Origin of the sequence: Pseudomonas yamanorum (assembly GCF_900105735.1) — a bacterium.
GTDB lineage: Bacteria > Pseudomonadota > Gammaproteobacteria > Pseudomonadales > Pseudomonadaceae > Aquipseudomonas > Aquipseudomonas yamanorum.
On record NZ_LT629793.1, the window covers coordinates 595,703 to 616,826 of the forward strand.

General features: G+C 60.7%; 24 protein-coding genes. 8 read left to right on the forward strand and 16 right to left on the reverse strand.

All coding sequences use genetic code 11. From position 1 onward, the window contains the following. Position 1: 1 nt before the first annotated feature. The 12 genes from BLU46_RS02875 to BLU46_RS02930 all read right to left on the reverse strand — a co-directional run bounded on the left by BLU46_RS02875 (position 2) and on the right by BLU46_RS02930 (position 10,005). Positions 2 to 628, reverse strand: a complete 627-nt coding sequence (locus tag BLU46_RS02875) for a response regulator transcription factor (RefSeq protein WP_063031192.1) — start codon at positions 626 to 628, stop codon at positions 2 to 4. A gap of 292 nt (positions 629 to 920) precedes the next feature. Further along, a complete protein-coding gene (locus BLU46_RS02880; RefSeq protein ID WP_010172203.1) occupies positions 921 to 1,637 on the reverse strand; it encodes an MgtC/SapB family protein in 717 nt (238 codons plus the stop codon). A gap of 573 nt (positions 1,638 to 2,210) precedes the next feature. Beyond that, positions 2,211 to 2,813 (reverse strand): GNAT family N-acetyltransferase, encoded by a 603-nt coding sequence (locus tag BLU46_RS02885; protein ID WP_063034002.1) that lies wholly within the window; start codon positions 2,811 to 2,813, stop codon positions 2,211 to 2,213. A 12-nt stretch (positions 2,814 to 2,825) separates the two neighbouring features. Next, positions 2,826 to 3,167: an FKBP-type peptidyl-prolyl cis-trans isomerase gene (locus tag BLU46_RS02890; protein ID WP_167410185.1), complete on the reverse strand. Its 342-nt coding sequence runs from the start codon at positions 3,165 to 3,167 to the stop codon at positions 2,826 to 2,828. Between the two features lie 22 nt (positions 3,168 to 3,189). Continuing rightward, positions 3,190 to 3,810 (reverse strand): transglycosylase SLT domain-containing protein, encoded by a 621-nt coding sequence (locus BLU46_RS02895; protein WP_063031196.1) that lies wholly within the window; start codon positions 3,808 to 3,810, stop codon positions 3,190 to 3,192. A gap of 220 nt (positions 3,811 to 4,030) precedes the next feature. Continuing rightward, positions 4,031 to 4,489 carry a RidA family protein gene (locus BLU46_RS02900; protein WP_093198356.1) on the reverse strand — a complete coding sequence of 153 codons (459 nt, stop codon included), beginning with the start codon at positions 4,487 to 4,489 and terminating at the stop codon, positions 4,031 to 4,033. After that, a complete protein-coding gene (locus BLU46_RS02905) occupies positions 4,486 to 5,370 on the reverse strand; it encodes a PhzF family phenazine biosynthesis protein (RefSeq protein ID WP_093198361.1) in 885 nt (294 codons plus the stop codon). Before BLU46_RS02905 ends, BLU46_RS02900 begins: the two co-directional genes overlap by 4 nt. After that, positions 5,367 to 6,407 carry an ABC transporter substrate-binding protein gene (locus tag BLU46_RS02910; RefSeq protein ID WP_093198366.1) on the reverse strand — a complete coding sequence of 347 codons (1,041 nt, stop codon included), beginning with the start codon at positions 6,405 to 6,407 and terminating at the stop codon, positions 5,367 to 5,369. The genes BLU46_RS02905 and BLU46_RS02910 overlap by 4 nt, the downstream gene beginning before the upstream one ends. Before the next feature lie 24 nt (positions 6,408 to 6,431). Further along, positions 6,432 to 7,196, reverse strand: coding sequence for an ABC transporter permease (locus BLU46_RS02915; RefSeq protein WP_093198371.1), 765 nt, complete (start codon positions 7,194 to 7,196; stop codon positions 6,432 to 6,434). Beyond that, complete coding sequence (locus tag BLU46_RS02920) at positions 7,193 to 8,011, reverse strand: ABC transporter ATP-binding protein (protein ID WP_063031207.1); 819 nt, start codon at positions 8,009 to 8,011, stop codon at positions 7,193 to 7,195. The genes BLU46_RS02915 and BLU46_RS02920 overlap by 4 nt, the downstream gene beginning before the upstream one ends. Before the next feature lie 135 nt (positions 8,012 to 8,146). Beyond that, the gene (locus tag BLU46_RS02925) at positions 8,147 to 8,950 is read right to left on the reverse strand and encodes an AraC family transcriptional regulator (RefSeq protein WP_093198375.1); all 804 of its coding nucleotides are present in this window, start codon (positions 8,948 to 8,950) and stop codon (positions 8,147 to 8,149) included. An 86-nt stretch (positions 8,951 to 9,036) separates the two neighbouring features. After that, positions 9,037 to 10,005 carry a hypothetical protein gene (locus tag BLU46_RS02930; RefSeq protein WP_093198378.1) on the reverse strand — a complete coding sequence of 323 codons (969 nt, stop codon included), beginning with the start codon at positions 10,003 to 10,005 and terminating at the stop codon, positions 9,037 to 9,039. 175 nt (positions 10,006 to 10,180) lie between these two features. Here BLU46_RS02930 and BLU46_RS02935 point away from each other — a divergent pair, with 175 nt between their 5' ends. The 3 genes from BLU46_RS02935 to BLU46_RS02945 all read left to right on the forward strand — a co-directional run bounded on the left by BLU46_RS02935 (position 10,181) and on the right by BLU46_RS02945 (position 12,342). Next, positions 10,181 to 11,677 carry a PAS domain S-box protein gene (locus tag BLU46_RS02935; protein ID WP_003211582.1) on the forward strand — a complete coding sequence of 499 codons (1,497 nt, stop codon included), beginning with the start codon at positions 10,181 to 10,183 and terminating at the stop codon, positions 11,675 to 11,677. Positions 11,678 to 11,809: 132 nt separating this feature from the next. Beyond that, positions 11,810 to 12,061 carry a CsbD family protein gene (locus BLU46_RS02940; protein ID WP_003211583.1) on the forward strand — a complete coding sequence of 84 codons (252 nt, stop codon included), beginning with the start codon at positions 11,810 to 11,812 and terminating at the stop codon, positions 12,059 to 12,061. Between the two features lie 11 nt (positions 12,062 to 12,072). Beyond that, a complete protein-coding gene (locus BLU46_RS02945) occupies positions 12,073 to 12,342 on the forward strand; it encodes a DUF1652 domain-containing protein (RefSeq protein ID WP_003211585.1) in 270 nt (89 codons plus the stop codon). A 10-nt stretch (positions 12,343 to 12,352) separates the two neighbouring features. On the opposite strand, the gene BLU46_RS02950 is transcribed toward BLU46_RS02945, so the two are convergent. Both BLU46_RS02950 and BLU46_RS02955 read right to left on the reverse strand, forming a co-directional pair. Beyond that, on the reverse strand, positions 12,353 to 13,543 hold the full coding sequence (locus BLU46_RS02950; protein WP_093198382.1) for an MFS transporter: 1,191 nt from the start codon (positions 13,541 to 13,543) through the stop codon (positions 12,353 to 12,355). Between the two features lie 154 nt (positions 13,544 to 13,697). After that, positions 13,698 to 14,006: an RcnB family protein gene (locus BLU46_RS02955; RefSeq protein ID WP_017475469.1), complete on the reverse strand. Its 309-nt coding sequence runs from the start codon at positions 14,004 to 14,006 to the stop codon at positions 13,698 to 13,700. Between the two features lie 160 nt (positions 14,007 to 14,166). Between BLU46_RS02955 and BLU46_RS02960 the strand changes: the two genes are divergently transcribed. Further along, complete coding sequence (locus BLU46_RS02960) at positions 14,167 to 14,517, forward strand: LemA family protein (protein WP_093198387.1); 351 nt, start codon at positions 14,167 to 14,169, stop codon at positions 14,515 to 14,517. A gap of 12 nt (positions 14,518 to 14,529) precedes the next feature. Here the strand turns inward: BLU46_RS02960 and BLU46_RS02965 are convergent, their stop codons facing one another. Next, positions 14,530 to 14,922 (reverse strand): nuclear transport factor 2 family protein, encoded by a 393-nt coding sequence (locus BLU46_RS02965; protein WP_231988866.1) that lies wholly within the window; start codon positions 14,920 to 14,922, stop codon positions 14,530 to 14,532. Between the two features lie 57 nt (positions 14,923 to 14,979). On the opposite strand from BLU46_RS02965, the gene BLU46_RS02970 reads away from it, so the two are divergent. The 4 genes from BLU46_RS02970 (at position 14,980) to BLU46_RS02985 (ending at position 20,187) form a co-directional block, all read left to right on the forward strand. Further along, positions 14,980 to 15,537, forward strand: a complete 558-nt coding sequence (locus BLU46_RS02970; RefSeq protein ID WP_063031219.1) for a helix-turn-helix domain-containing protein — start codon at positions 14,980 to 14,982, stop codon at positions 15,535 to 15,537. A gap of 23 nt (positions 15,538 to 15,560) precedes the next feature. Beyond that, positions 15,561 to 16,907, forward strand: a complete 1,347-nt coding sequence (locus BLU46_RS02975; protein WP_093198392.1) for a glutamine synthetase family protein — start codon at positions 15,561 to 15,563, stop codon at positions 16,905 to 16,907. Positions 16,908 to 17,079: 172 nt separating this feature from the next. Then, positions 17,080 to 18,177, forward strand: a complete 1,098-nt coding sequence (locus tag BLU46_RS02980) for a DNA alkylation repair protein (protein WP_093198397.1) — start codon at positions 17,080 to 17,082, stop codon at positions 18,175 to 18,177. A 150-nt stretch (positions 18,178 to 18,327) separates the two neighbouring features. Further along, on the forward strand, positions 18,328 to 20,187 hold the full coding sequence (locus tag BLU46_RS02985; RefSeq protein WP_093198402.1) for a DUF3857 domain-containing transglutaminase family protein: 1,860 nt from the start codon (positions 18,328 to 18,330) through the stop codon (positions 20,185 to 20,187). Here BLU46_RS02985 and BLU46_RS02990 read toward each other — a convergent pair. Continuing rightward, the gene (locus BLU46_RS02990; protein ID WP_093198406.1) at positions 20,184 to 21,074 is read right to left on the reverse strand and encodes a LysR family transcriptional regulator; all 891 of its coding nucleotides are present in this window, start codon (positions 21,072 to 21,074) and stop codon (positions 20,184 to 20,186) included. The two genes, BLU46_RS02985 and BLU46_RS02990, sit on opposite strands and share 4 nt — an antisense overlap. Positions 21,075 to 21,124: the final 50 nt, after the last annotated feature.

Here is a 21,124-nt window from a genome sequence, read left to right on the forward strand (position 1 = left end):
TTCAGATCAGATGATTGCGCTGGGCGAATTTGGACAAATGCACCACCGATGACATGCGCAGCTTCTCCTTCAGACGGGTTTTGTAGGTACTGATGGTCTTGTGGCTGAGCAACATGTCCTCGGCTATGTCCTTGTTGCCAAGCCCCAGCGCCAACTTCTGCAGCACGGTCAACTCACGGTCGGAAAGCTCTGCCACGAGGTCCTGTTCGGTGGACTGCAAATCGTCCCGGCGCACCGAGCTGGTAGGCAGGCTGGGAAAGCAGCTGTAGTTGGACATCACCGCCTTGATGGCTTTTTGCAGTTCATCCAACTCGCCGGTCTTGGCAACAAAACCCATCGCGCCGGCGCGCATGCAGCGGGTAGAAAAGAACACCGCCAGATAGGACGTCAGCACCAGGATCTTGCAAGGCAAGCCCAGTGCCTTGATCCGGCTGATCACCTCCAGGCCACCCAACTTCGGCATCGCCAGGTCGAGGATGATCAGTTCGGGGCGTTCTTCCCGGGCGATCTGCATCGCATCGGCACCGTTACCGGCCTCGAAGATCGTGTCGAAGCCTTCCTGCTTCAACAGATACCGGACGGTTGCGCGGATAAATGGGTGGTCATCCACTATTAAAGCTTTGCTCATAAGGCTCCCCTGGGAGGATTCAGTACCGTTGCACATCACACGGGACCTATCTACCTGTGAGAAATGACAGTTCCGACGAGCGGCTCTGAACATTCCTACAAGAAGCAGTCGGGTCCCTCCATTTGAACAGCGCATAGCCATGGGTGGCCGCACCTGCGTGCCTGGCTAGTCGCAAGCGCGCAACCTTACCAATGGAATGACGCGTCACCTGAAGGGATAGTCCCAGTCGCATGTAGGACTTTTCCTCGCTAGAAGCATAGTAAACAGTGGGGTTCCGGGGAGCCGAGGTCGTCTAGTCGGTGGTACTCGGGCTCCAGAACGCCTGTACCACCAGGGTCGAGGTGGAAATGCGCGCCACCAGGGCGTCCAGTTCGTCACCGTCCACCGAGGTCACGGCCAGCGTCGCCTCGATTTCCACCTCTTCAGGACCAAAGGGGCGCACGTCCACATCGCTGGCCGGGTAGTTGCAGCGTGCAAGTTCGGCTTCGAGCAAGGCCAGTACTGCTTTTTGCTGGGTACGACGGGCCACCACATAGAGAATGTTGGTCACCTCGGCCGACACCACGTCCAATGGCTGGCGGTTGATGTTATTGACGATCGGCCGCAGCAACGTGTTGGCCGCCAGCACAAACAGCGTACCCAGCAACGCTTCGAGGATCAGGTCGGCACCGGCACAAGCGCCCACCGCCGCCGATGCCCAAAGGGTGGCTGCGGTATTCAACCCGCGCACGTTGCCCTCTTCACGCATGATCACGCCAGCACCGAGAAAACCGATGCCCGAGACCACATAGGCCACGACCCGCACCGCCCCTTCGGCGCCGCCCAGACGGTTGGCCATGTCGACGAAAATCGCCGCGCCCACCGCCACCAAGACGTTGGTACGCAACCCCGCCGTGCGCTGGCGGTACTGACGTTCGAAGCCGATCAGCCCTCCAAGGATAAAGGCCGCGGTGAGGCTGACCAGTGTGTCGACCAGCGAGTTGAGGTTGATGTTGTTGATTGCTTGCATAGTCAGTCTTCCCTGTTTATTGCCAGCCAAACTTAGGCGAGGAAACCTTCGGGCAGGTACGACCATCCTGGGCCGTGATTGGGTCACGGGCACGACAGGACAGGCCCGCCCGTCGCAAACGACAGGCGCGTCCGTAGTACCGCGATGCAAGGCATCACGTACGGGTCAGCGTCGATGAGAGGGAAATCGGGATCGGGCCAGGACTGGCCGCTACCGGGATGCCGCTTCTCGCTTCTGGGCGAGACAACGGCATCGGAAAAATGCGCGTTACCTTGCCAAGTATGTGCCGGTTATCGAGACCGGCCGACGACTGTCACTCGAACAAGTACCCACTGAGGGTCTCCGCTATTGATGAAAACGCGCAAAGCTTACGCTCCGATTTAAGGAGAGTAAACCGTAGGAAATCTTACCCGATGGAGTTAGGAATATTCTTCAGGGAGGGTTCAGGTAAGCGCCTCCACCCCCGTAGCAGCTGTCGAACCTGGGCGAGGCTGCGTCGGCCGCGCTGCGGTCATCGAGCCAGGCACTGCACCGAGTCGCGCCGAACGCAGCCTCGCCCAGGCTCGACAGCTGCTACGCAAAGGACGGTCGATCACGCTCCACCAGCGCCAAATACTCATTGATCGCCCCACCCGCCAACGCCTTCACCTGAATGGAAACCCGATTCACCTGCCGCCCCATCTCGATGCCATCCCGAGTCCGCACCTGAACATACCCAAGCCGGGGCCAGAACCGCTCGGCCTTGACGTTCCCAACCACCACCGTCAGCCGCAACCAGCGTGCGCCCAGGCCGACTACCCAATCCTGGAAATCAGCATGCAACTGCCGCGCAAACCCGGTGCCATGCAACGGCGTGGCCACCAACAGCAACCCGATATGCCACACCCCAACCGCCAGCAGGTCAGACGCCACATTCACCACCGCAACCAACTGCCCTTTGGCATTGCGATAGCCAATCCAATACATCCGCGTGTAGCTCCAGGTGTCGGGCAGTTGAAGGGTCAACTCATCCCGAGCCTCCGTGGGTGTGGCTGGCTCACCGTTGACCGCGAGAAAATATTCCGGGGCTGCTTCGAAAAAGCGCTGCAGCTCGGCCTCATCCTCAACCGTCAGTTCAACCACCCGGATGCCCGCTATCGAACTGCGCGGCAGGGCCATCGTGTCAACAACATCCATGTTCATCCCTTCTCAATCGTCGCGTGTCAGTACTTCCAACAACTCAATTTCAAAGCGCAGATTACTGTTGGGCGTGATATGCGCGCCCATCGAGCGCTCGCCGTAGGCCAGGTGCGCCGGCACAAACAACGTGCGAATGCCGCCGACTTTCATGCCCATCAGCCCCTGGTCCCAGCCTTTGATCACGCGACCGGTACCGATCACGCATTGAAACGGCTTGCCCCGCTCCCATGAAGAATCGAACACCGTGCCGTCTTCGAGGGTGCCGGTGTATTGCGTGGTGATCAGGGCGCCTTTGACCACGGTTTTGCCGTCACCGAGGCGGATGTCGGTGATTTCCAGTTCGTTGTTCATCATGCTCTCTCGTTATCCAACATCACAGCCAATGCCAAAACCGACTCCAGAACCCCCGCCCCAGATCATTTTTGCAGCCCGCATATTGCGCCGCATACATCTGCGAACGCGCCTGCACCTTGCCCGCCACCGGCATCAGCCAGGCTTTGCTCGCATAGGTGCGCTGACGATACCCGCCCCAGCCTTCGTGGTAGTTCAGGTATTGGCCGTAGGCATCGTATTTGTACACGCCGTTGATGGTGTAGGTCTTGTCCATGTACCAGCCGACAAAATCGATGGCGTCGTCAAAGTCCTCGCGACTGGCGCCCGTACGGCCGGTGCTTTTCTGGTAGTCGCTCCACACTTCATCCTTGGCCTGGGCGTAGCCGGAGGCGGTGGACACGCGGCCCCAGGGGATGATCCATAACAGGTATTTGCGCGGGGTCTTGGCGTCCTGGCGGAAGCCGGACTCTTGATACATGATCGCGAACGGCACTTGGATCGGTACGCCCCAGCGTGCCTGGGTGACTTTGGCCGCGTCGTACCAGTCGTCCTTTTCGCGGAAGATGCCGCAGATGTCGTTGGGGGTGCGGGGTGGCGAGGTGCCGCATCCCGCCAATAAGGCGGTGAGCAGCAACAGCCCTGCGGTTTTTCCTGCGTTCAAAAGCTCACCGTCTCGTCGTGAGAATAAAAGGCGGGCAGTTTACTCGTTCGCCGGGGTTCCTGCAGAGGTGAAAGCAACACGAATCCTGTGGCGAGGGAGCTTGCTCCCGGACCGGTTGACGCGCTATGCCCGAGGCACTGCGATCATCGGTTTTGGGGCTGCTGCGCAGCCCAGCGGGAGCAAGCTCCCTCGCCACATTTTGGTGGGTGGTTCAGGCAGGTCAGGTTTGGGTGACGACCGCCGTCAGTTCCAGTTCCAGCAGGCCGTTGCTGGGTAATCCCGCCACTCCCACCGCCGAACGCGCATGCCGGCCGTGCTCGCCAAACAGCTCAATCAACAGTTGCGACGCGCCGTCGACAACCTTGGAGAAGCCCTGGAAACCTTCCCCACCAAACACAAACCCGCGAACGAACAGGATGCGCTCGACATTCTCCAGCCCTACAACCTGGTCCAGCACGCTCAAGGCCCGCAGCACACATGTCTGCCCTGCTTCGTTGACCAACTCCGTAGAGGTCTGGTCCGTCACCGGCCCGGTAATCACGCTGTCACCCTGCCGACAAACCTGCCCGCTGACATACGCCACGCCTCCATGAATCGTCACTGGCACGTAGTCCCCCTTGGGGCTCGGCGCCTCGGGTAACTCCAGCCCCAGTGATTTGAGCTTTTCACGCACGTTCATGCCGGCTCCTCGACAAATTCCACATGCCCACCCAGCCAGCAACCTTGCACCTGCCCCGCTTCATCCCGGCGAAACCGCAGGGAGATTTGCGAAGGTCGGCCCATGGCCCGGCCCTGGCGGATGTGCACCGGGCGATCATCTGCCGTCACCAGGCCATTCTCCAACAAGCCAAACGCCAACGCGGCAGCGGCGATGCCGGTGGCGGCGTCTTCCGGGTAACCCGAGGACTTGGGAAACTGCCGCGCATCAAACTGTCGGCCTTCCAGATCCGATGGCGCATAGGGGTACAAACCGGTGGAGCCGATTCGCTCGCACAGTTGCTGCATCCGCCGGTAATCCGGTTTCAGGCTGTCCAGTACCGCCACGCTTTTCAGCGCGATGAGGGTTTTCACCCGGCTGGTGCACGCGTTCTGGATCGGCAGCGGCGCCAGTTCGTTGGAGGTGATGCCGAGCACCGACAGTATCTCGGCCTCGACTTCGGCATCGTTCAACGCCTCGACCTGGCCTTTGGGCTGGCTGATTTCCACCTGGATATCCGACGTGCCGGCGGCGGTCACTTGCGCTTCAACCCGGCCGCTCAAGGTCCACAAAGCCAGGCGATCCTTGTGCAGCATGCCCAGCCGATCCAGCAACCAAACTGCGCCTACGGTGGCGTGCCCGCACATTTCCATCTCGTGGTTGGGCACCCAGAACCGCAAGGCAAAATCGAACTCACTGCCAACCGGCGCGGCGAACACAAAGCCACATTCATGGCCGTAGTCGCGGGCCACTTGCTGCATGTCGGCATCGCTCATGCCATCGGCCACGGCCACGGTGGGTGCCGGGTTGCCGCCACGCGCGGTGGCGGGGAAAACATTGACCAGATGAACCTCGGGCGTCATTTCGCCTCTCCCTGAAGGGTGGAAACAGTCGGCGCCACGGCGTCGACGATGGAGTTGGTGTAGACCTGCTGCGGGTCGAGTTCGACCGGGTCGCTCTCCACAGCGTTCATGAAGCGGATGTTCTTCTCCACGCCGTCCTTCTCGATCCGTGGGGTGGCCGGGTAGGACGGCAGTGAGGCGGCCCAGGCGGCGTTGAAGATGGCGGCGTCGGTGTTGGCGAAATACGGGCGCACCGATTCGCGGGCCTTGTCCGGGTCGCTGGCGATCAGGTGCTCGGCACGCCACAGGGCGCGGACCATTTTTTCGGCGGTGACCTTGTTGTTGGCCAGCCAGTCTTCACGGGCAATCATCGCAGTGAAGAGGAAGCCGTCCAGGGGTTTGTATTCGCCCTTGGCCAGGTCCATCAACACAAAGCCGCCCTGCTTCTCGGCGGTGGTGATGGTGGGTGGCGACAGCGAGAAGCCGTTGATGCTGCCCTGGGAAAACGCCGCGAGCATGTTCGGCGCGCCGCCGATGGGCATGATAGTGAAGTCTTTGTCCGGGTTGAGCCCCGCGTCCTTGGCCAGGTAGCGCACCAGCATGTCAGTGGTGCTGCCGGGGCCGGTGACGCCGATCTTCAAACCTTTAAGGGCCTGAGCGCGGGCGGCCAGGGACGAGGTGGCCGACACGCCGGCCTTTTGCGCCGAGGCACCGTCAATCACCACGGTGCTGCCGAACTGGGTTTGCACGGCGGCGAATGCCTGGACATTTTGGCCTTTGGTGCGGGCGCGCACCGCGACGGCGGGCAGGCCGACGTACGCATCCGCATCTCGCCCCAGCACCGCGGTGAGTGCTGCCGAGCCGCCTTTCTGGAATACGATGACGTCCACATTCAGGCCTTCATCGGCGAAGTAGCCTTGCTTCTGCGCGACGTAGATCGGCACATAGAGGAAGCCTTCGCTGGGGAACGCCAGGGTGACTTTGGTCAGGTCCCGGGCCTGCGCGGCGGGCAGGCATGAAGCGAGTAAAACGCTGGCGATGAACAGTGTTTTGAACATGATCAAGCTCCACAAGAATTGGGATTAAACCGCAACTTCACGTTCCGCTTCGTTGGCCTTCCAAGGCATCAACTTGCGCTCGGCCAGCTTCACCGCTGTGTTCAGAATCAGCGCCAGGATGATGATCCCCACCAGCGCGGCAAATACGCCGGCGGTGTCGAACTGCGAGGCCGCATCCGAAAGCAGGTAACCCAGGCCACGGTTGGCGGCGATGATCTCGCCCACCAGCGCGCCGATCAGCGCATAGGGCACCGACAGGCGCAGGCCGGTGAATACCCAGGTGAAAGCGGACGGGATGACCACCATGGTCAACAGGTCGCGCTCCTTTGCGCCCATCAGCCGCAGGATGGTCAGTTGCTCGCGGGACACGTTGCGCACGCCGCTGTAGGTATTGAGGAACACCAGGAAGAACACCACCGCCGCCGTCAGGATGACTTTCATCGGCAAACCGATACCGAACCAGAGAATGAACAGCGGTGCCAATGCGACTTTTGGCAGGCTGTAGAACGCGGTCAGGAACGGGTCGAGGATATCCGCCAGTAGCTTGGCGCGGCCCAGTACCAAGCCCGCGATCAAGCCTGCGAGGGAACCGAAGAAGAACCCCAGCACGGCTTCCAGGGTGGTGATGCCGGCGTGGTAGAAGAACACCCCGTTCATGAGGATCTTCCACAAACTCTGCGCCACCGCCGAGGGGCGGCTAATGAAGAATTCGACGCCGAACCAGCGGGATACACATTCCCAGAACAGCAGCAGGAAGACCAGGAACAACAAGCGATAGATCTGGATCATACGACCTCCAGCGAGTGAGCCAATGAAGCGGGATCAGCAGCACCGGCCATGTCGGGCGCGAGGCGTTTCCAGAGCGCAGCGCAGAGTTCGACGTAGCGCGGATCGGAGCGCAATTGCACGAGGTTGCGTTCGCCGCTCAGGGGAATGTCGAGCACATGGTCGATGGTGCCTGGGCGACCGGCGAACACCACGCAGCGGTCCGCCAGCGCGATGGCTTCGTCGACGTCGTGGGTGACAAACAGCACGGTCTTGTTGAGCTGGCGGCACAGCCGCAAGAGTTCGGTTTGCAGGGTCAGGCGCATCTGCGCATCAAGGGCGCCGAAGGGTTCGTCCATCAACAGGGTTTCCGGGTCGCTGGCCATCAAGCGCGCCATAGCCGCGCGTTTGCGCATACCGCCGGAAAGCTGATTGGGATAGCTTTCGCCAAAACCGGTGAGGCCTACCAACGCCATCAGTTCCTCGACACGGGCATCGATCCGGGCCTTGGGCATACGGCGGATTTGCAGCGGCACGGCGATGTTACCCGCCACGGTGCGCCACGGTAACAAGTGGTCGGCCTGTGTCATGTAACCGACCCGAGTGTTGACGCCTTTAACCTCGGCACCGTCGTAATGCACCTGGCCTTCGGTAGGGCCGAACAGCCCGGCGGTCATGTTGAGCAAGGTGGACTTGCCGCAACCCGAAGGGCCCACCAGCGTGATGATTTCGCCCCGCTGGACCTCAAGCGTTACGTTGCGCACGGCCACAAACTGGCGGCCCTCGACTTTGAAGCTTTTTTGCACCCCTGCGAAGCTGATAAAGGGTTTTGCACTCACCGCCCCTCCTCGTCCGGTAGGCCGGACTTGTTTGTTGTTGACGGGGTGAGGATGAACGGATGACAGATTTGCGGCGCACGGGATCGGGCCGGATCATGCGCGGGATTGGGACATCAAAAAAAGGTTGAAGCGGTATCAGCCGCGGCGCCACTCATCCGGCGACACACCCAGCACCCGACGAAACACATGGGCCAGGTGTGAAGGTGATTCATAGCCGACGTTATTGGCGATCTCCAGCACCGACATGCGCGTGTGCCGCAACAAGGTCTGCGCCCGTTCCAGGCGCAGGCGCTGGACATAAACCAGCACCGTCTCGCCGGTGTGCAACGCGAACAGCCGGGTCAGGTGACGGCGGGACATGTGAAACGTCTCGGCGATCTCATCCAGCCCCGGCGCACGTTCGAGATTGCCCTCCACGTAAGCCTTCACGTCGCGCACCAGCATGGCCCCATGGCGCTCGGTGGATGAGCGTTGCAGGCTCGGCTGGCTGAGGGAAATCGCCAGGCATTCGAGCAGCAGCAAATGATCGGCCTGGGCTACCTGGCGGCGGCGGTCGATGTACAGGTCGGGTTGGCTGAAGGCTTTTTTTGCGAGTAGCAGATGGTGCAACGGCGCGGAGGTTTGCCAGATGCCCAGGGTGGGCACGCGCAGCAAGCGGTTGGCGTCACCGGAGAGATCCCGCAAGGCGTAGTGCATGTAGTCGGGGTCGACGTAGAACGCCACGTGGCCCTGGCTGGCGGTGAGTGACGAAGAGGAATGGCTGGATTGCGGCGGCACCAGTACGAACTGGCGGTCGATCACCGAGGTGGCGCGCCCACTTTCTTCATCCTTGAAACGCAACAGACCGTGCTCGGGCACCATCAGCATGAACTCATCATGGGCGTGGGCCCCGGTTTCATAGGCGCCGTTGGAGTTGAAGACGCTGTAGATGTCGCGCATCGCCAGGCACTGCCAGTGGGTGTTGGAGTGCTGACACTAGCATGTTTGGTGCCAAGGGAAAGCGGCATCCCTGCCGCTAAAAAGGGTTATGCCAAAGGCACACGACGGGTGGAAATCGCCAGGCGACCTACACCAAAGCTCAACGCCGCACCCAGCAGCAACATCAACAAGGTGCTCCACGCTGCGCGGGACAGTTGCTTGGCCGCCACTTCACCGGCTTCGCGGGCTTTCTGCTCAGCCTGTTGCTTCAGCTCGTCAACCTTCTGCACGGCCTGCTGGTAGGCCTGGGCATAGTTGTCGACGATCTGGGTCGCTTCAGCCTGGCTCTTGCCGGTACGGGCGGCGACGATGTTAACCAACGCCTGCTTGTCTGCTGCATTCAACGCGGGCTCACCGGAAGCCTTGACCCGCTCGAACCACTGCTTCAATTCATCACCGGCCTGGGCTGGGTTGGTCGCCGCATCGTTGGCCGATTGCTTGCCATCCGCAGCTGCCTGATCGGCTTTTTGCTCGACGTTGGCAGGGTCCAGTTCAGGCTTGCCGCTCTGCTTGAGCAATGTGTCGAGTTGGCCTTGCAGGCTGTTCCAATCCAGCTTGATGCCCTGCTCATTCAGTTGCTGCTTGACGCTGTCGCTGATGCCCGGCGCCACGGCGGCGATACCGCTACCGGCCGCCGACAACCCTTTACCGACGACGTTACCCGCGGCACCGACAACGCTGGTGGCCAGCGCGGCGAGCAGCCAGGTGGTCAGCAAAGTGGTGATGGTCCAGCTCAGCACGCCATGCAGGCCGCCGCGATCCGGTGCGGTACGCCCGGCCACGAATGCACCGGCACCGATGGCCAACAGCGTCGAGACAAACAACCAGATCCCGGCACCTGTACCAAAACCGCTCAGCGGGTTACCGGCTGCCATCGGGTTGACTGCACTGGCACCAATCGCGGTACCGAGTACGCTCAACACCAGGTAGGTCACCAGGGCAATTGCACTACCGGCCAATACCGAGCCCCAGGAGACGCGAAACAGCGAACGGTTGGTTTCATAGACAGTGGTCATGTTAAATCCTTTGAACAGTGGGTAGGTGACCAGTTTGGCGAGGCACCTACCCTGCGGTCTCGGCACAATTGCACTAGGCGCACTGGTGCATTCGCACCCCGCGCCGGGCACTTTCTCTGCACTATCCTGAGCCTCAGGTGTCGTACTTCCCATGCGACTTACCCCAGGAGAAACCATGAGCCAGGCCGTCCTCGCCAAAGAAACCAACCGCCGCCAACTGCAGCAGATCATCTCCGGCTTGTCCGATGGGGTGATCCTCGCCGAGGCCGACCAGACCATCCTCTGGGCGAATGAAGCCGCGCTGCTGATGCATGGCGTGGATAAAGTCGAAGACCTGGGTGCCAACACCAAGGAATACGCCGCGCGCTTTGCCTTGCGGTATCGCAACAACCACCCGCTGGTGCTGGAGAATTACCCCCTGAGCCGGGTGGCAGACGGTGAAGAGTTCAGCGATGTGGTGGTGGAAGTCACCCCCACCGGCGACGAGGAAAAAGTCTGGGTGCATCGCCTGCGCAGCCTGGTGCTCGACGACGCGTCGGGCGAACCGGAGTTGCTGGTGTTGATCCTGAGCGACGCCACCGAATGGGCCAGCGCCGAACAGCGCTTCGAAAAAACCTTCAATGCCAACCCGGCACCGGCGGTGATTTGCCGCTTGAGCGACCTGCGCTATATCAAGGTCAACCAGGGCTTTCTGGAGATGACCGGCTATAACCGCGACCAGGTGATCGGCCACTCGGTGTATGAGCTGGACGTGCTGGAACAGGCCGAAAACAAGGACCTCGCTGTCAAGCGCCTGGGCGAAGGCGCGACCATTCCGCAGATGCAAGCCGAACTGAAACTGCCCGAAGGCGGCAGCAAACTGGTGATCGTGGCCGGCCAACCGCTGGACATGAATGAGGAAGACTGCATGCTGTTTTCCTTCACTGACCTGGAGCCCCGCCGTAAAGCCGAAACCGCCCTGCGCCAGAGCGAGGAACGTTTCGCCAAGTCGTTCCGCCTGACGCCGGTGCCGACCCTGGTGTGCAACGCCGCCAACCGCCAGGTGGTGGATATCAACGAAGCCTTTATGACCATCACCGGCTATACCAGTGAAGAACTGATCGGCAAATCCATCGAAGACATCGACTTTATCGACAGCCCCCAGGCCTGCACGCAACTGTTCACCACCCTGGAAAAAGCCGGCAACCTCGACGGCCTCGACCTGAAGATTCGCAAGAAAGGCAATGAGCTGATCGACTGCGTGCTGTCTGCCGACACCGTCAGCATCCAGGACGTGCCCTGCTATTTGCTGGTGCTGATGAACATCACCGAACGCAAGCGCTCCGAGCTGGAACTGGTGGCCGCTATCGAGGAAGTGATGCAGGACGCCTCATGGTTCAGCCAGACGCTGATTGAAAAGCTGGCCAACGCCAAGAGCGTCAACAGCCCCAATGTACCGAACATTTCCTTTACCGACCTGACCGCCCGAGAGCGCGATGTACTGGGCTTGATTTGCGAAGGCCTGGCCGACAAGGAAATCGCCTCGCGCCTGAAACTGGCGCCCAACACCGTGCGTAACCATGTGGCCACGGTGTACTCCAAACTGGGGGTACATAGCCGTAGTGCAGCCATCGTCTGGGCCCGTGAGCGCGGGCTGTTTGCCGGTGAATTGCGGGTTAAAAAGCCGAAATAGAGTGCAAATGCACTAGTGCGACCGGTGCAAATTCGCCTTATTGCGCGGGGATGCACTGCTTAACCTTGAAGAGTGGGCACAGGGCTTTGGGTCCTGTGCTGTCGAGATGTCATGCCCTTTAAGGAATCCATCATGAAAAGCGAACAAGTCAAAGGCGCCGTCGAGAAAGTGGCCGGCAAGGCTCAAGGTTTTCTGGGTGATCTGACCGGTGACGAACGTCTCCAGGCCGAAGGTGTGGCCCGCCAGGCTGCTGGCCAATTGCAGCAAACCTACGGTGATGCGCTGGACACCGTTGGCGACTTTGCCAAGCAAAAACCCTTGGCTACAGTGGCGATTGTCGCCGGTGTCGGCCTGCTGCTGGGCCTGTTGCTGCGTCGTCGCTGAGGAGAGCCCTAATGTTTACGCTCTCCCAACTGCGCAACTGCATCGAAGAGGCCCTGTCGCCCCTGACCTGCGAGTTCACCCTGTGCCGTGACGCCTCGTTGACCCTCAAAGTCTTCGATGCCGAAAGCGGCCGGGTGGACCTGGTGGTCACCGGGATCAGCGTCAACAAGCTGCAGACCCCGCAGGAAGTGGAAAAGATGGTCGACGAGTTGCGTTACGAATTGCAGAGCAACACCGTCGGCAAACTCAGGCTGGATGACCTGCCGCTACGCCCACTGTAGGACCTCGCGCCTACAGTGAGCGTGCCTTCAACGACGCCCCGATAAAATAGAACACCCCGCCCCCGACGATAAACGCTGCCAACATGTAGAACATGTAGTGGGCCGGCAGGCTGGCCAGTACCAGCCCGCACAGCACCGGCCCCAGGGCAGCGCCGAGGTTGGAGAGGTTTTGCGCGCCGTAATACATGCCCCGCAGATGGTCCGGGGCGATGCGGTCGATAAACATGTACTCGGCCGGGAACACCACGATTTCACCCACGGTGAAAATCGCCATCGCGACTATCCACCACCACACGTTGCTCGCCAGGGCAAAACCGATCACTCCCAGCATGAACATGCCCAGGCCGAAGATCAGCCACTGGCTCAGGTAACGGTGGGAAATCCTCCGGCCAATCGCGTATTGCAGGGCAATCACCAACACGGCGTTGGTGGTGAGTACCGCGCTGATGATGGTGTAGGTGTATTCAGCGGTGGTGGTAGTCACCAGGTATTGCGAGAGGTACGCGGTGAACTGGCCGAACACCACGGCACTGAGCAGGCCGCCGATGGTAAAGCACACCAGCCGATGATCCCGCAGCAGTACGCGGCCCACGGCGAGGAATGACACCGGCTTTTGCGTGGTGTCGACGGTGGCCAAGGTGCGGTCGCCCCAACGCCAATACAGCAGGAAAAATCCGAGGCCCAGAACGGCCGACAGGATAAACGGCAAGCTGATATCGAGCTTGGCTATCATCGCGCCAAAAAACGGCCCTACGGCGTAACCGATATTGGTCAGGGTGTACTTGATGGAAAACGCTTCGCTGCGCTCATCCTCCGGCAACAGGCTGGCAAACCCGGACTTGATCGCAATGTCGATCACCGCGTACGCCAGGTTGATCAGGATCAGGCAGCTGTAGAACGACCAGATTTCCCGAGCCAGCACCGTGCCGATAAACCCCAGGGCAAACACCACGCTCAAGCTGAGCAACAGCCGGTAACTGCTGATGCGGTCTACCAGGAAACCGCCATACACACTCAGCAGCGAACCGACGATCAATGAGCTGCCGATGACCAGGCCGACCTGGCTGATGTCGAGGGCAAAGTGGTTGGTGAGGTAGATCACCAGGTACGGAAACGTGATGGCTTTGGCCAGCGTGAGGATCAGCGTGGCCGACAGCAGCAGGTTCACGGTACGTGGGTAGTTTCTTATTGTGGCAAGCATCCTGCTCTCATTCTGGTCAAGGTAACGAGGCCATTGCGACCCGCAAGCGGATGTACCTTAACGCAAGATGAGACGAAATAAATGCTGATTTATGCATTTATGCAAAAATCAAATGCAGCGGGATGAGGACGCGGTCGCTCATCCCGCTGACGCCTTATTTTTTAACCGGCGTGATGTCGAGAATCGTGCCGTTGGTGGTTTTGAGCAACACGTACTTGTCGTTTACCCGGGCCCACTGGCTGTCTTCTTCCGGCTGCTTCAGGCCATGTTTCTTCCAGTCGGCAATGGCCGACTCCTTACGCATCAGAATGTCTGGCGCGCGGTCGCCGGTCTTGAGGTCACGGGTATTGATGTTTGAAGGCTGCACGGTTTTTTGCGGAGTATCAGCGGCCTGGACGGTAAGACTGGCGGCGGACAGGCTCGCGGCAACCAGCAGGCAGGCAACAAGGGATCTGGACTTCATGGGCACTTCCTTCAATGAATGACGCGTAAAGATTCCGACCGCAGCCGCGAAGAATCATTCAGCGCAGTGATTGAAGCGGCGGATGGATGGATGGCCAACGACCGAGGCGACGATTAATCAGATAAGATTGGTTCTTTTTTCCAGCTGCCCAGGAAGTCCAATGACTGGTACCCACGTCATCATCATTTTCGTGACTATTGTCACCTTGCTCGCGCTTTACGTGTTCGGCACCTACCGGGAACTGGTGGCGCTGCTCGATCGTTGCAAAAAAGCCTTCGGTCAATTCAAAGAGGCCGAGCAACAACTGGCGGCGGCGCAAAACGCCTCGTCACCCGCCGCGGACATTGCCAGCCTGGAAAGCCGCGTCGGGTTCACCCGTCAGCTGTTCCAGGACTCGGTTAACAACTACAACACCTACAAGCACAAGTCGCCAACGTCGGTGGTGGCCGAGCTGCTGGGGCATCGTGATGATGTAAGCCTGTTGGGGTTTGAGGTCAAGCACACGGCCTGAACCTGCCGACACTTACACAGGTGCACGCTGACGCGTCGGCGTGCCCTGATGAAACACCATCTGCCACCGCCCGCCGGTCTCGCGCCACACCGAACTGCGCAACGACTCCCCCGCCGCATTGGCCTCAGTCGCCGCCCGTTGGCAGCGATACGTCACCAACGCCACGCCCTCGGCCAGCAGCTTCAATGCAAAGTCACTGATGCTTCGGGCAGAGAACACCTCGTCCTGCAAACCGTCGATCACCTCGTCCTTACTGCCCCACACGTTGCCACTGGCACCAAACTCGACGAAATCATCCGCCAGCAGCACCGACAACCGCGTCGCATCTGCACGGGTGGTGCATTGGTGCAGCTCCTGTTCCAGGCTGCGTAAATGCTCCGCCAACTCCATACCCATTGCCTCCATGAAATTAATCCTGTAATTTTTCATGAAATTTCTTGATAAGAATTTCACGAAGCGCCCATGGACAAGCAAGAAGAACTCGACGCCCTGGCGATCCTGATTCACGACCTGCGCAAGCACAAGAAGCTCACCCTGGCGCAACTCGCGCAAAAGATCGAGCGTTCCGTAGGTTTCCTGTCCCAGGTTGAACGCGGCCTGTCGCGCCCTACCGTCGCCGACCTCACGGCCATCAGCCACGCCCTCGGGGTGCCCACCACCTATTTCTACAGCCTGTCCAAACCCAAGGCGGTGGACTGGGTGACCCGCCCCAACGAACGGCGCACGGTGTATTACGCCAATGGCATCACCGACATCCTGGTGTCGCCGAGCATGCACGGCGCGTTCTCGATGCTCGACAGCCTATTGGCCCCCGGCGCCAACAGTGGCGAACAGACCATGAGCGACCGTGCCGAACAGGCCGGTTATGTACTGGAAGGCGAGTTGACACTGTGGGTTGAGGGCGAGGCCGACTCGGTCACCTTGCGCCCGGGTGACAGCTTCCACCTGGCCAGTTTCGCCCACTGCCGCTACGGCAACCTGACTGACCTGCCAGCCCGTGTGCTGTGGGTCTACAACTGAAGGCACACCAAGGAGCGTCACCCGTGAAAAGCCATTCCTCCACGCTGCTGGCCGAAGTCCGGACCTTTCGCCAGAACCATCCCGATGTGCGTTATGTCGACCTGATTGCCCTGGACATTCCCGGGCATTTCTACGGCAAGCGCTACCCGGTGGACATGCTGGAAAAGGTCGCCGCCGGCAGCCCTTTGAAGCTGCCGCAGAACGCGGTACTGCTGGGTGCCCAGGGCGGCCTGTTCAAGATTGGCGACTATTGCTTTCACGACGGTGACCCGGACGCCAATCGCCGCCTGGTGCCCGGTACCCTAAAGCCGGTGAGCTGGGAAGCGCAGCCCCTGGGGCAGATGCTGATCACCTCCGATGGCACCGAAGCGCCCATCGAATTCGAACCCCGGGAAGTGCTGGCCAAAGTGCTGGAGCGCCTGCACCGCAAGGGCATTCACCCGGTAGTCGCGTTTGAGCTGGAGTTCTACCTGTTCGATAAAAAGCTCAGCGATGGCCTGCCGCAATTCGCCCGCGACCCGTTGAGTGATGACGCCGACGACCAGCCCAATCTACACATCGAGCGCCTGTCGCGTTTCGCCCCGGTACTGGACGACATGGTCGAGACCGCCAAGGCCCAGGGCATCGACATCACGGTGATCACCGCCGAACTTGGCCCCGGCCAGTTCGAGATCAATTTCGGCCACCTGGAAGACGGCCTGCGCGCCGCCGACTGGGCCGCCCTGTTCTGCCGCAGCACCCGTGGCGTGGCCCTCAAGCATGGCTATCGCGCCAGCTTCATGGCCAAGCCCTACCTGCAACATCCTGGCAGTGGCATGCACGTACACGTCAGCCTGTACGATGCTGCGGGCAATAACCTGCTGGCGGCCCATCAACAGCAACCGTTGCGCCACGCGGTGGCCGGCTGTCTGCAACTGCTGCCCCATTGCATGCCAATCTTTTCGCCCAACCACAACGCCTTCCGCCGGCTCGGCGGCACGGTCAACGCGGCCACCCGCGCGTGCTGGGGTTATGAAGACCGCGACGCGTGTGTGCGAATCCCTGAATCCGACCCGCGCAACTTGCGCATCGAACATCGCCTGGCGAGTGCCGATGCCAATCCGTACCTGGTGCTGGCGGCGATTCTGGTAGGGCTTGAACACGGTCTTGAGGCGGCCAAAGAACCCATCGCCCCGCTGAACGAAGACCGCAACAGCGGCACGGATTTCCCCCTGGAGATGCTCGAAGCAGTGCGCGCCATGCAACATCAGCCGGCATTGCGCGAAGGCCTGGGCGCCGAGTTTGTCGACGTGTATTGCGAAAACAAACGCCAGGACCACCTGGCATTCCAGCAGGAAATTCATGCGCGGGAATATCGCTGGTACCTCTAACCCTCAACCTCTCCCCGTAGCAGCTGTCGAGCCTTGGCGAGGCTGCGTCAGCGGTGTATCAGACACACCGCCAACGCAGCCTCGCCCAGGCTCGACAGCTGCTACGACGTGGGGCGTGCGCTATCGGGTATTGCATGTAATCTGATGGCCAACTTCATCTGCGGACTTGCCCATGACCGACCAAAGCGCCCCGGCCCTGAAGGAAATCTTCAACGCCGAACGCCTGCAACACATCGCCACCGAAATGACTGCGGTGTACCCGGCGTTCGACGCCAAGGGTTTTCTCAAACACGCCAAGGCCGGGCTCGCGGACCTGTCGGTGATGCAGCGCATGGCGCGGGTCAGCGAAAGCCTGCACGCCGTGATCCCGCTGGATTACCCCCAAACGCTGAAGTTGCTGTATGCCCTGGCGCCCCGGCTGAACAGTGCCTTTGTCAGCCTGTTCCTGCCCCACTACGTCGCGAGCTACGGCGGCGAAGACTTCAAGCGTTCCATGGCCGCCCTCAAGTACTTCACCACCTTCGGCTCCGCCGAGTTTGCCGTGCGGTATTTTCTGCTGAAGGATTTCAAGCGCACCCTGGCGGTGATGCAGCAATGGTCGCTGGATGACAACGAACACGTACGACGCCTCGCCAGCGAAGGTTCACGGCCACGCCTGCCGTGGTCGTTTCGCCTGGCCGAGGTGCAAGCCGACCCTAACCTGTGTGCCTCGATCCTCGATAACCTCAAGGCCGACAGCAGCCTCTACGTGCGCAAGTCAGTGGCCAACCACCTCAACGACATCACCAAGGACCATCCCGACTGGGTGCTGACCTTGATCGAAGGCTGGTCCCTGGCCAACCCCCACACCGCCTGGATCGCCCGCCACGCCTTGCGCAGCCTCATCAAGCAAGGCAACACCCGGGCGCTGACGATCATGGGTGCGGGGGCCAAGGCCGAGGTGAAGCTCCATCAGCTCAAGGTTGAGCCGGCGGTGATTAACCTGGGCGACCGGATCAACCTCTCTTTCAGCCTGGAATCCATCGCCGACACCCCACAAAAGCTGGTGGTCGACTACGCCATCGACTATGTGAAAAGCGCCGGTCACAGCGCGTCCAAGGTGTTCAAGCTCAAGGCATTTACCCTGGGTGCCGGGGAGCATCACGCCATCAGCCGCGGCCAACACATTCGTGAATTGACCACGCGCAAACACTATCCAGGCAAGCACGCAGTGCACGTGTTGGTGAACGGCGAACGACTGGGAAGTGTCGAGTTTGAGCTCGCAAAATAATCCTTAAAACATTAACGAAGGCTCTATCTCGGGCCTTTCAGCGAAATTAATTGTCCGACAATGCTAGGCATTCGTGTTGCGATCCATTATCATCCGGCGCCTTCTCGGTACCCGTAGGGTACTTGTGTCAATGTTCCACCTGAGGCGCCCATGCACCGTTTTTCGTTTTACCGTCCCCTGATCTGCATCAGCTGGGGGCTTGCCAGCCACAGCGCGTTTGCCGCCCTGCAACCAATGGCCGAAGCCCCGCTGGCCAGTGACACCGAGCTGCATTGCCACTTCAACCGCGACGCCAGCGTCGACTGCACCACGCGCTACCACTACACCATCCTCAAGCCAAGCGGCCGGGAAATGCTCTCGCGGATCGACTTCAGCTATCAGGAAGAGGACGGCTTTGAACTGCTCAAGGCAGAGTCCACCCAGCCCGGCGGCAAACCGGTGCCCCTGGACCAGGCACAAATCGACACCCGCACCGCCCCCAATCCTGACCAGGGATTCTCCCGGGAAAAACAGACCTCGCTGGCATTCCCCAACCTGCGGGTCGGCACGCAAATCCGCTACACGGTGCGCGAACACTATCCCGCCAAACCGCTGATGACCGAGTTCTACTACGCCTTGCAGTTCGGCCCCAGCGCCGCACGGCGCGACCACTTCAAGGCACGCTTCACCGCCGAGCGGCCCATCGAGTGGCGCAGCGAACTGATGGAGGGTTTCAGCATTACCCCATCGGCCAATCGCAAGACCCTGGACGTGGTGCAAAAGGCTCCGACGTACCTCAGCTACATCAACGAATCCGCCAACGCCTACATTCGCCACACCCCGCGCATCGAAGTCGGCAGCTCCCTGGATCGCCAGCAGTACTTCGGCAATTTTGCCGAACGCTACAACCAGATCCTCAGCGCCAAGCTGCCGCCCCAGGGTGCCGCCGCCGTGGCCTCCGTTCGCGGCCTGCCGCCGGCGCAGCAAGTGGCCGGCCTGATGCAGCACATCAACGACCACTATCGTTACCTGGGCGATTGGCGCGCCTCGGATCGCGGCTACGTGCCCTTCAGCCTGGCCGAGATCGAACAGCACGGCTACGGCGACTGCAAAGACCTTTCGACATTGCTGGCGGCCATGCTCAAGGCCAGCGGAATCAAGGCCGAACCCGCCTGGGTCAGCCGAGGTGATGTGGTCAACCCGCTGCTGATTCCCGGCACCGGCGCACCGAACCACGCCATTGTCCGCGCCGAAGTCGATGGCCAAGTGTGGTGGCTGGACCCGACCAACCCGGTCTTCGCCCCAGGCCAGACCCTGCCCGACATCCAGGACCGCTGGGTGCTGGTGACCAACGCCGAGGGCCAGGTACGTGAAGAACACATTCCGCTGCAACCTGCCGCCATCACGTTGATCCTCGACAAGCAAGAACGCTTCGACGCCCAGGGCACCGCCCGCGTCTCGGCCACCGTTGATTTTCGCGGTATGCCGCTGATGCAACTGAGCCTCGCCGACCGCCAGCAAGGCGCTACCGCCAGCGACCAGAACATCTGCGACAACTTCGGCAAACAGATCACCGACTGCCAGGTCGAGCGCCCCGCCACGGCCTTCTTGATCCCGGCCAGCTACAAGGTCAGCGCCAACCTGACGGACATGCGGCCCCTGGAGCCCTTAGGCAATGACCACGTCTACAACGATGCCTTGCTGCAGGAGAAATGGGACGGGTTGCTCAACTATCGCCGCAACGGGCAACTGGCGGACTTGTATGTAGGCAACCCCGAGACGCTGGATTACACCATCGCACTGTCGGGTGGGCAGATCGACAAGGACATCAAGGCCTGCCAGGTGCACTCGCCGTGGTACGACCTGGACTTGACGGGTGAACGCGTCAAGGGCGAATGGCGTTATCACTACCTTCTGGTGCAGAAGATACGCTGGCTGACCCACGATGAAATTGTCAGCGCGCCGTTTGAAAAGATGATCAATGAGATCCGTGCCTGTGGGGAGCAGGTGCATCAGGTGGTGAAGCTCTAACCCTCCCCCAACAAAACCCCTTGCTCCCGCGCGCACAGTTCCACCAGGTAATCCCACAACACCCGCAACCTTACCGACTTGTGCAACTCGCGCCGGGAGCTGATCCAGTAGCTGCGCTGGATACTCTCCCCCGGCAACAGCGGCACCAGTTCCGGGTCGCTCGCGGCCATGAAGCATGGCAACACGGCAATCCCCAACCCCGAACGCGCGGCCTGGTGCTGGGCGATCACGCTGGTGCTGTGGAACACCACTTTGGGGTTGCGGCAGAAGCTGCTGAGGAATTTCAGTTCCTGGCTGAACAGCAAATCGTCGACGTAATCGATCCAGGCATGCACCGCCAAATCCTCGCGCTTTTCAATCGGTGCCGTGCGGTCCAGATAGCTGCGGCTGGCGTAGAGGGCCAGGCGGTAGTCGGTGAGTTTGCGGGTTACCAATTGGTCGACGCTGGGGCGTTCCAGGTGGATGCTGATTTCCGCTTCGCGGTTGAGGATGCTGACGAAGCGCGGCACCGCCAGCAGTTCCACTTCCAGGCCGGGGTAGCGTTCGAACAGGCCGCCCATGCGACTGGCGAGAAACATCACCCCCAGACCTTCAGCCACGCCCAGGCGAATCTTGCCCAGGGGCGCGGCGGAATGGGTCAGTTCTTCTTCGGCCAGCAGTGCCACGTTTTCCATGGCTTCGGCGTGTTTGAGCAGGGCTTCGCCGGAAGGCGTGAGTTCGTAGCCCTGTGCGTGCTGCACGAACAGTGCGGTGCCCAGGCTCTTCTCGATGGCCTCGATGTGCCGGGCCACGGTGGCGTGGGTGGTTTTCAAACGCTGCGCCGCGGTGAGCAGGCGTCCGCTACGCTGTAACTCAAGAAAGAACCGCAGATCATTCCAGTCGAACATATCGCCTCCGCTCTCCACCTTGAAAGCATCGCTGTCTAAAAACGCACAGC

What these genes read in the sequence shown, in the direction of transcription:
- BLU46_RS02875 (WP_063031192.1), bottom strand. Translation starts at nt 628, where the DNA reads ATGAGCAAAGCTTTAATAGTGGATGACCACCCATTTATCCGCGCAACC.
- BLU46_RS02880 (WP_010172203.1), bottom strand. Translation starts at nt 1,637, where the DNA reads ATGCAAGCAATCAACAACATCAACCTCAACTCGCTGGTCGACACACTG.
- BLU46_RS02885 (WP_063034002.1), bottom strand. Translation starts at nt 2,813, where the DNA reads ATGGATGTTGTTGACACGATGGCCCTGCCGCGCAGTTCGATAGCGGGC.
- BLU46_RS02890 (WP_167410185.1), bottom strand. Translation starts at nt 3,167, where the DNA reads ATGAACAACGAACTGGAAATCACCGACATCCGCCTCGGTGACGGCAAA.
- BLU46_RS02900 (WP_093198356.1), bottom strand. Translation starts at nt 4,489, where the DNA reads ATGAACGTGCGTGAAAAGCTCAAATCACTGGGGCTGGAGTTACCCGAG.
- BLU46_RS02905 (WP_093198361.1), bottom strand. Translation starts at nt 5,370, where the DNA reads ATGACGCCCGAGGTTCATCTGGTCAATGTTTTCCCCGCCACCGCGCGT.
- BLU46_RS02910 (WP_093198366.1), bottom strand. Translation starts at nt 6,407, where the DNA reads ATGTTCAAAACACTGTTCATCGCCAGCGTTTTACTCGCTTCATGCCTG.
- BLU46_RS02915 (WP_093198371.1), bottom strand. Translation starts at nt 7,196, where the DNA reads ATGATCCAGATCTATCGCTTGTTGTTCCTGGTCTTCCTGCTGCTGTTC.
- BLU46_RS02925 (WP_093198375.1), bottom strand. Translation starts at nt 8,950, where the DNA reads ATGCGCGACATCTACAGCGTCTTCAACTCCAACGGCGCCTATGAAACC.
- BLU46_RS02930 (WP_093198378.1), bottom strand. Translation starts at nt 10,005, where the DNA reads ATGACCACTGTCTATGAAACCAACCGTTCGCTGTTTCGCGTCTCCTGG.
- BLU46_RS02935 (WP_003211582.1), top strand. Translation starts at nt 10,181, where the DNA reads ATGAGCCAGGCCGTCCTCGCCAAAGAAACCAACCGCCGCCAACTGCAG.
- BLU46_RS02940 (WP_003211583.1), top strand. Translation starts at nt 11,810, where the DNA reads ATGAAAAGCGAACAAGTCAAAGGCGCCGTCGAGAAAGTGGCCGGCAAG.
- BLU46_RS02945 (WP_003211585.1), top strand. Translation starts at nt 12,073, where the DNA reads ATGTTTACGCTCTCCCAACTGCGCAACTGCATCGAAGAGGCCCTGTCG.
- BLU46_RS02950 (WP_093198382.1), bottom strand. Translation starts at nt 13,543, where the DNA reads ATGCTTGCCACAATAAGAAACTACCCACGTACCGTGAACCTGCTGCTG.
- BLU46_RS02955 (WP_017475469.1), bottom strand. Translation starts at nt 14,006, where the DNA reads ATGAAGTCCAGATCCCTTGTTGCCTGCCTGCTGGTTGCCGCGAGCCTG.
- BLU46_RS02960 (WP_093198387.1), top strand. Translation starts at nt 14,167, where the DNA reads ATGACTGGTACCCACGTCATCATCATTTTCGTGACTATTGTCACCTTG.
- BLU46_RS02965 (WP_231988866.1), bottom strand. Translation starts at nt 14,922, where the DNA reads ATGGAGGCAATGGGTATGGAGTTGGCGGAGCATTTACGCAGCCTGGAA.
- BLU46_RS02970 (WP_063031219.1), top strand. Translation starts at nt 14,980, where the DNA reads ATGGACAAGCAAGAAGAACTCGACGCCCTGGCGATCCTGATTCACGAC.
- BLU46_RS02980 (WP_093198397.1), top strand. Translation starts at nt 17,080, where the DNA reads ATGACCGACCAAAGCGCCCCGGCCCTGAAGGAAATCTTCAACGCCGAA.
- BLU46_RS02985 (WP_093198402.1), top strand. Translation starts at nt 18,328, where the DNA reads ATGCACCGTTTTTCGTTTTACCGTCCCCTGATCTGCATCAGCTGGGGG.
- BLU46_RS02990 (WP_093198406.1), bottom strand. Translation starts at nt 21,074, where the DNA reads ATGTTCGACTGGAATGATCTGCGGTTCTTTCTTGAGTTACAGCGTAGC.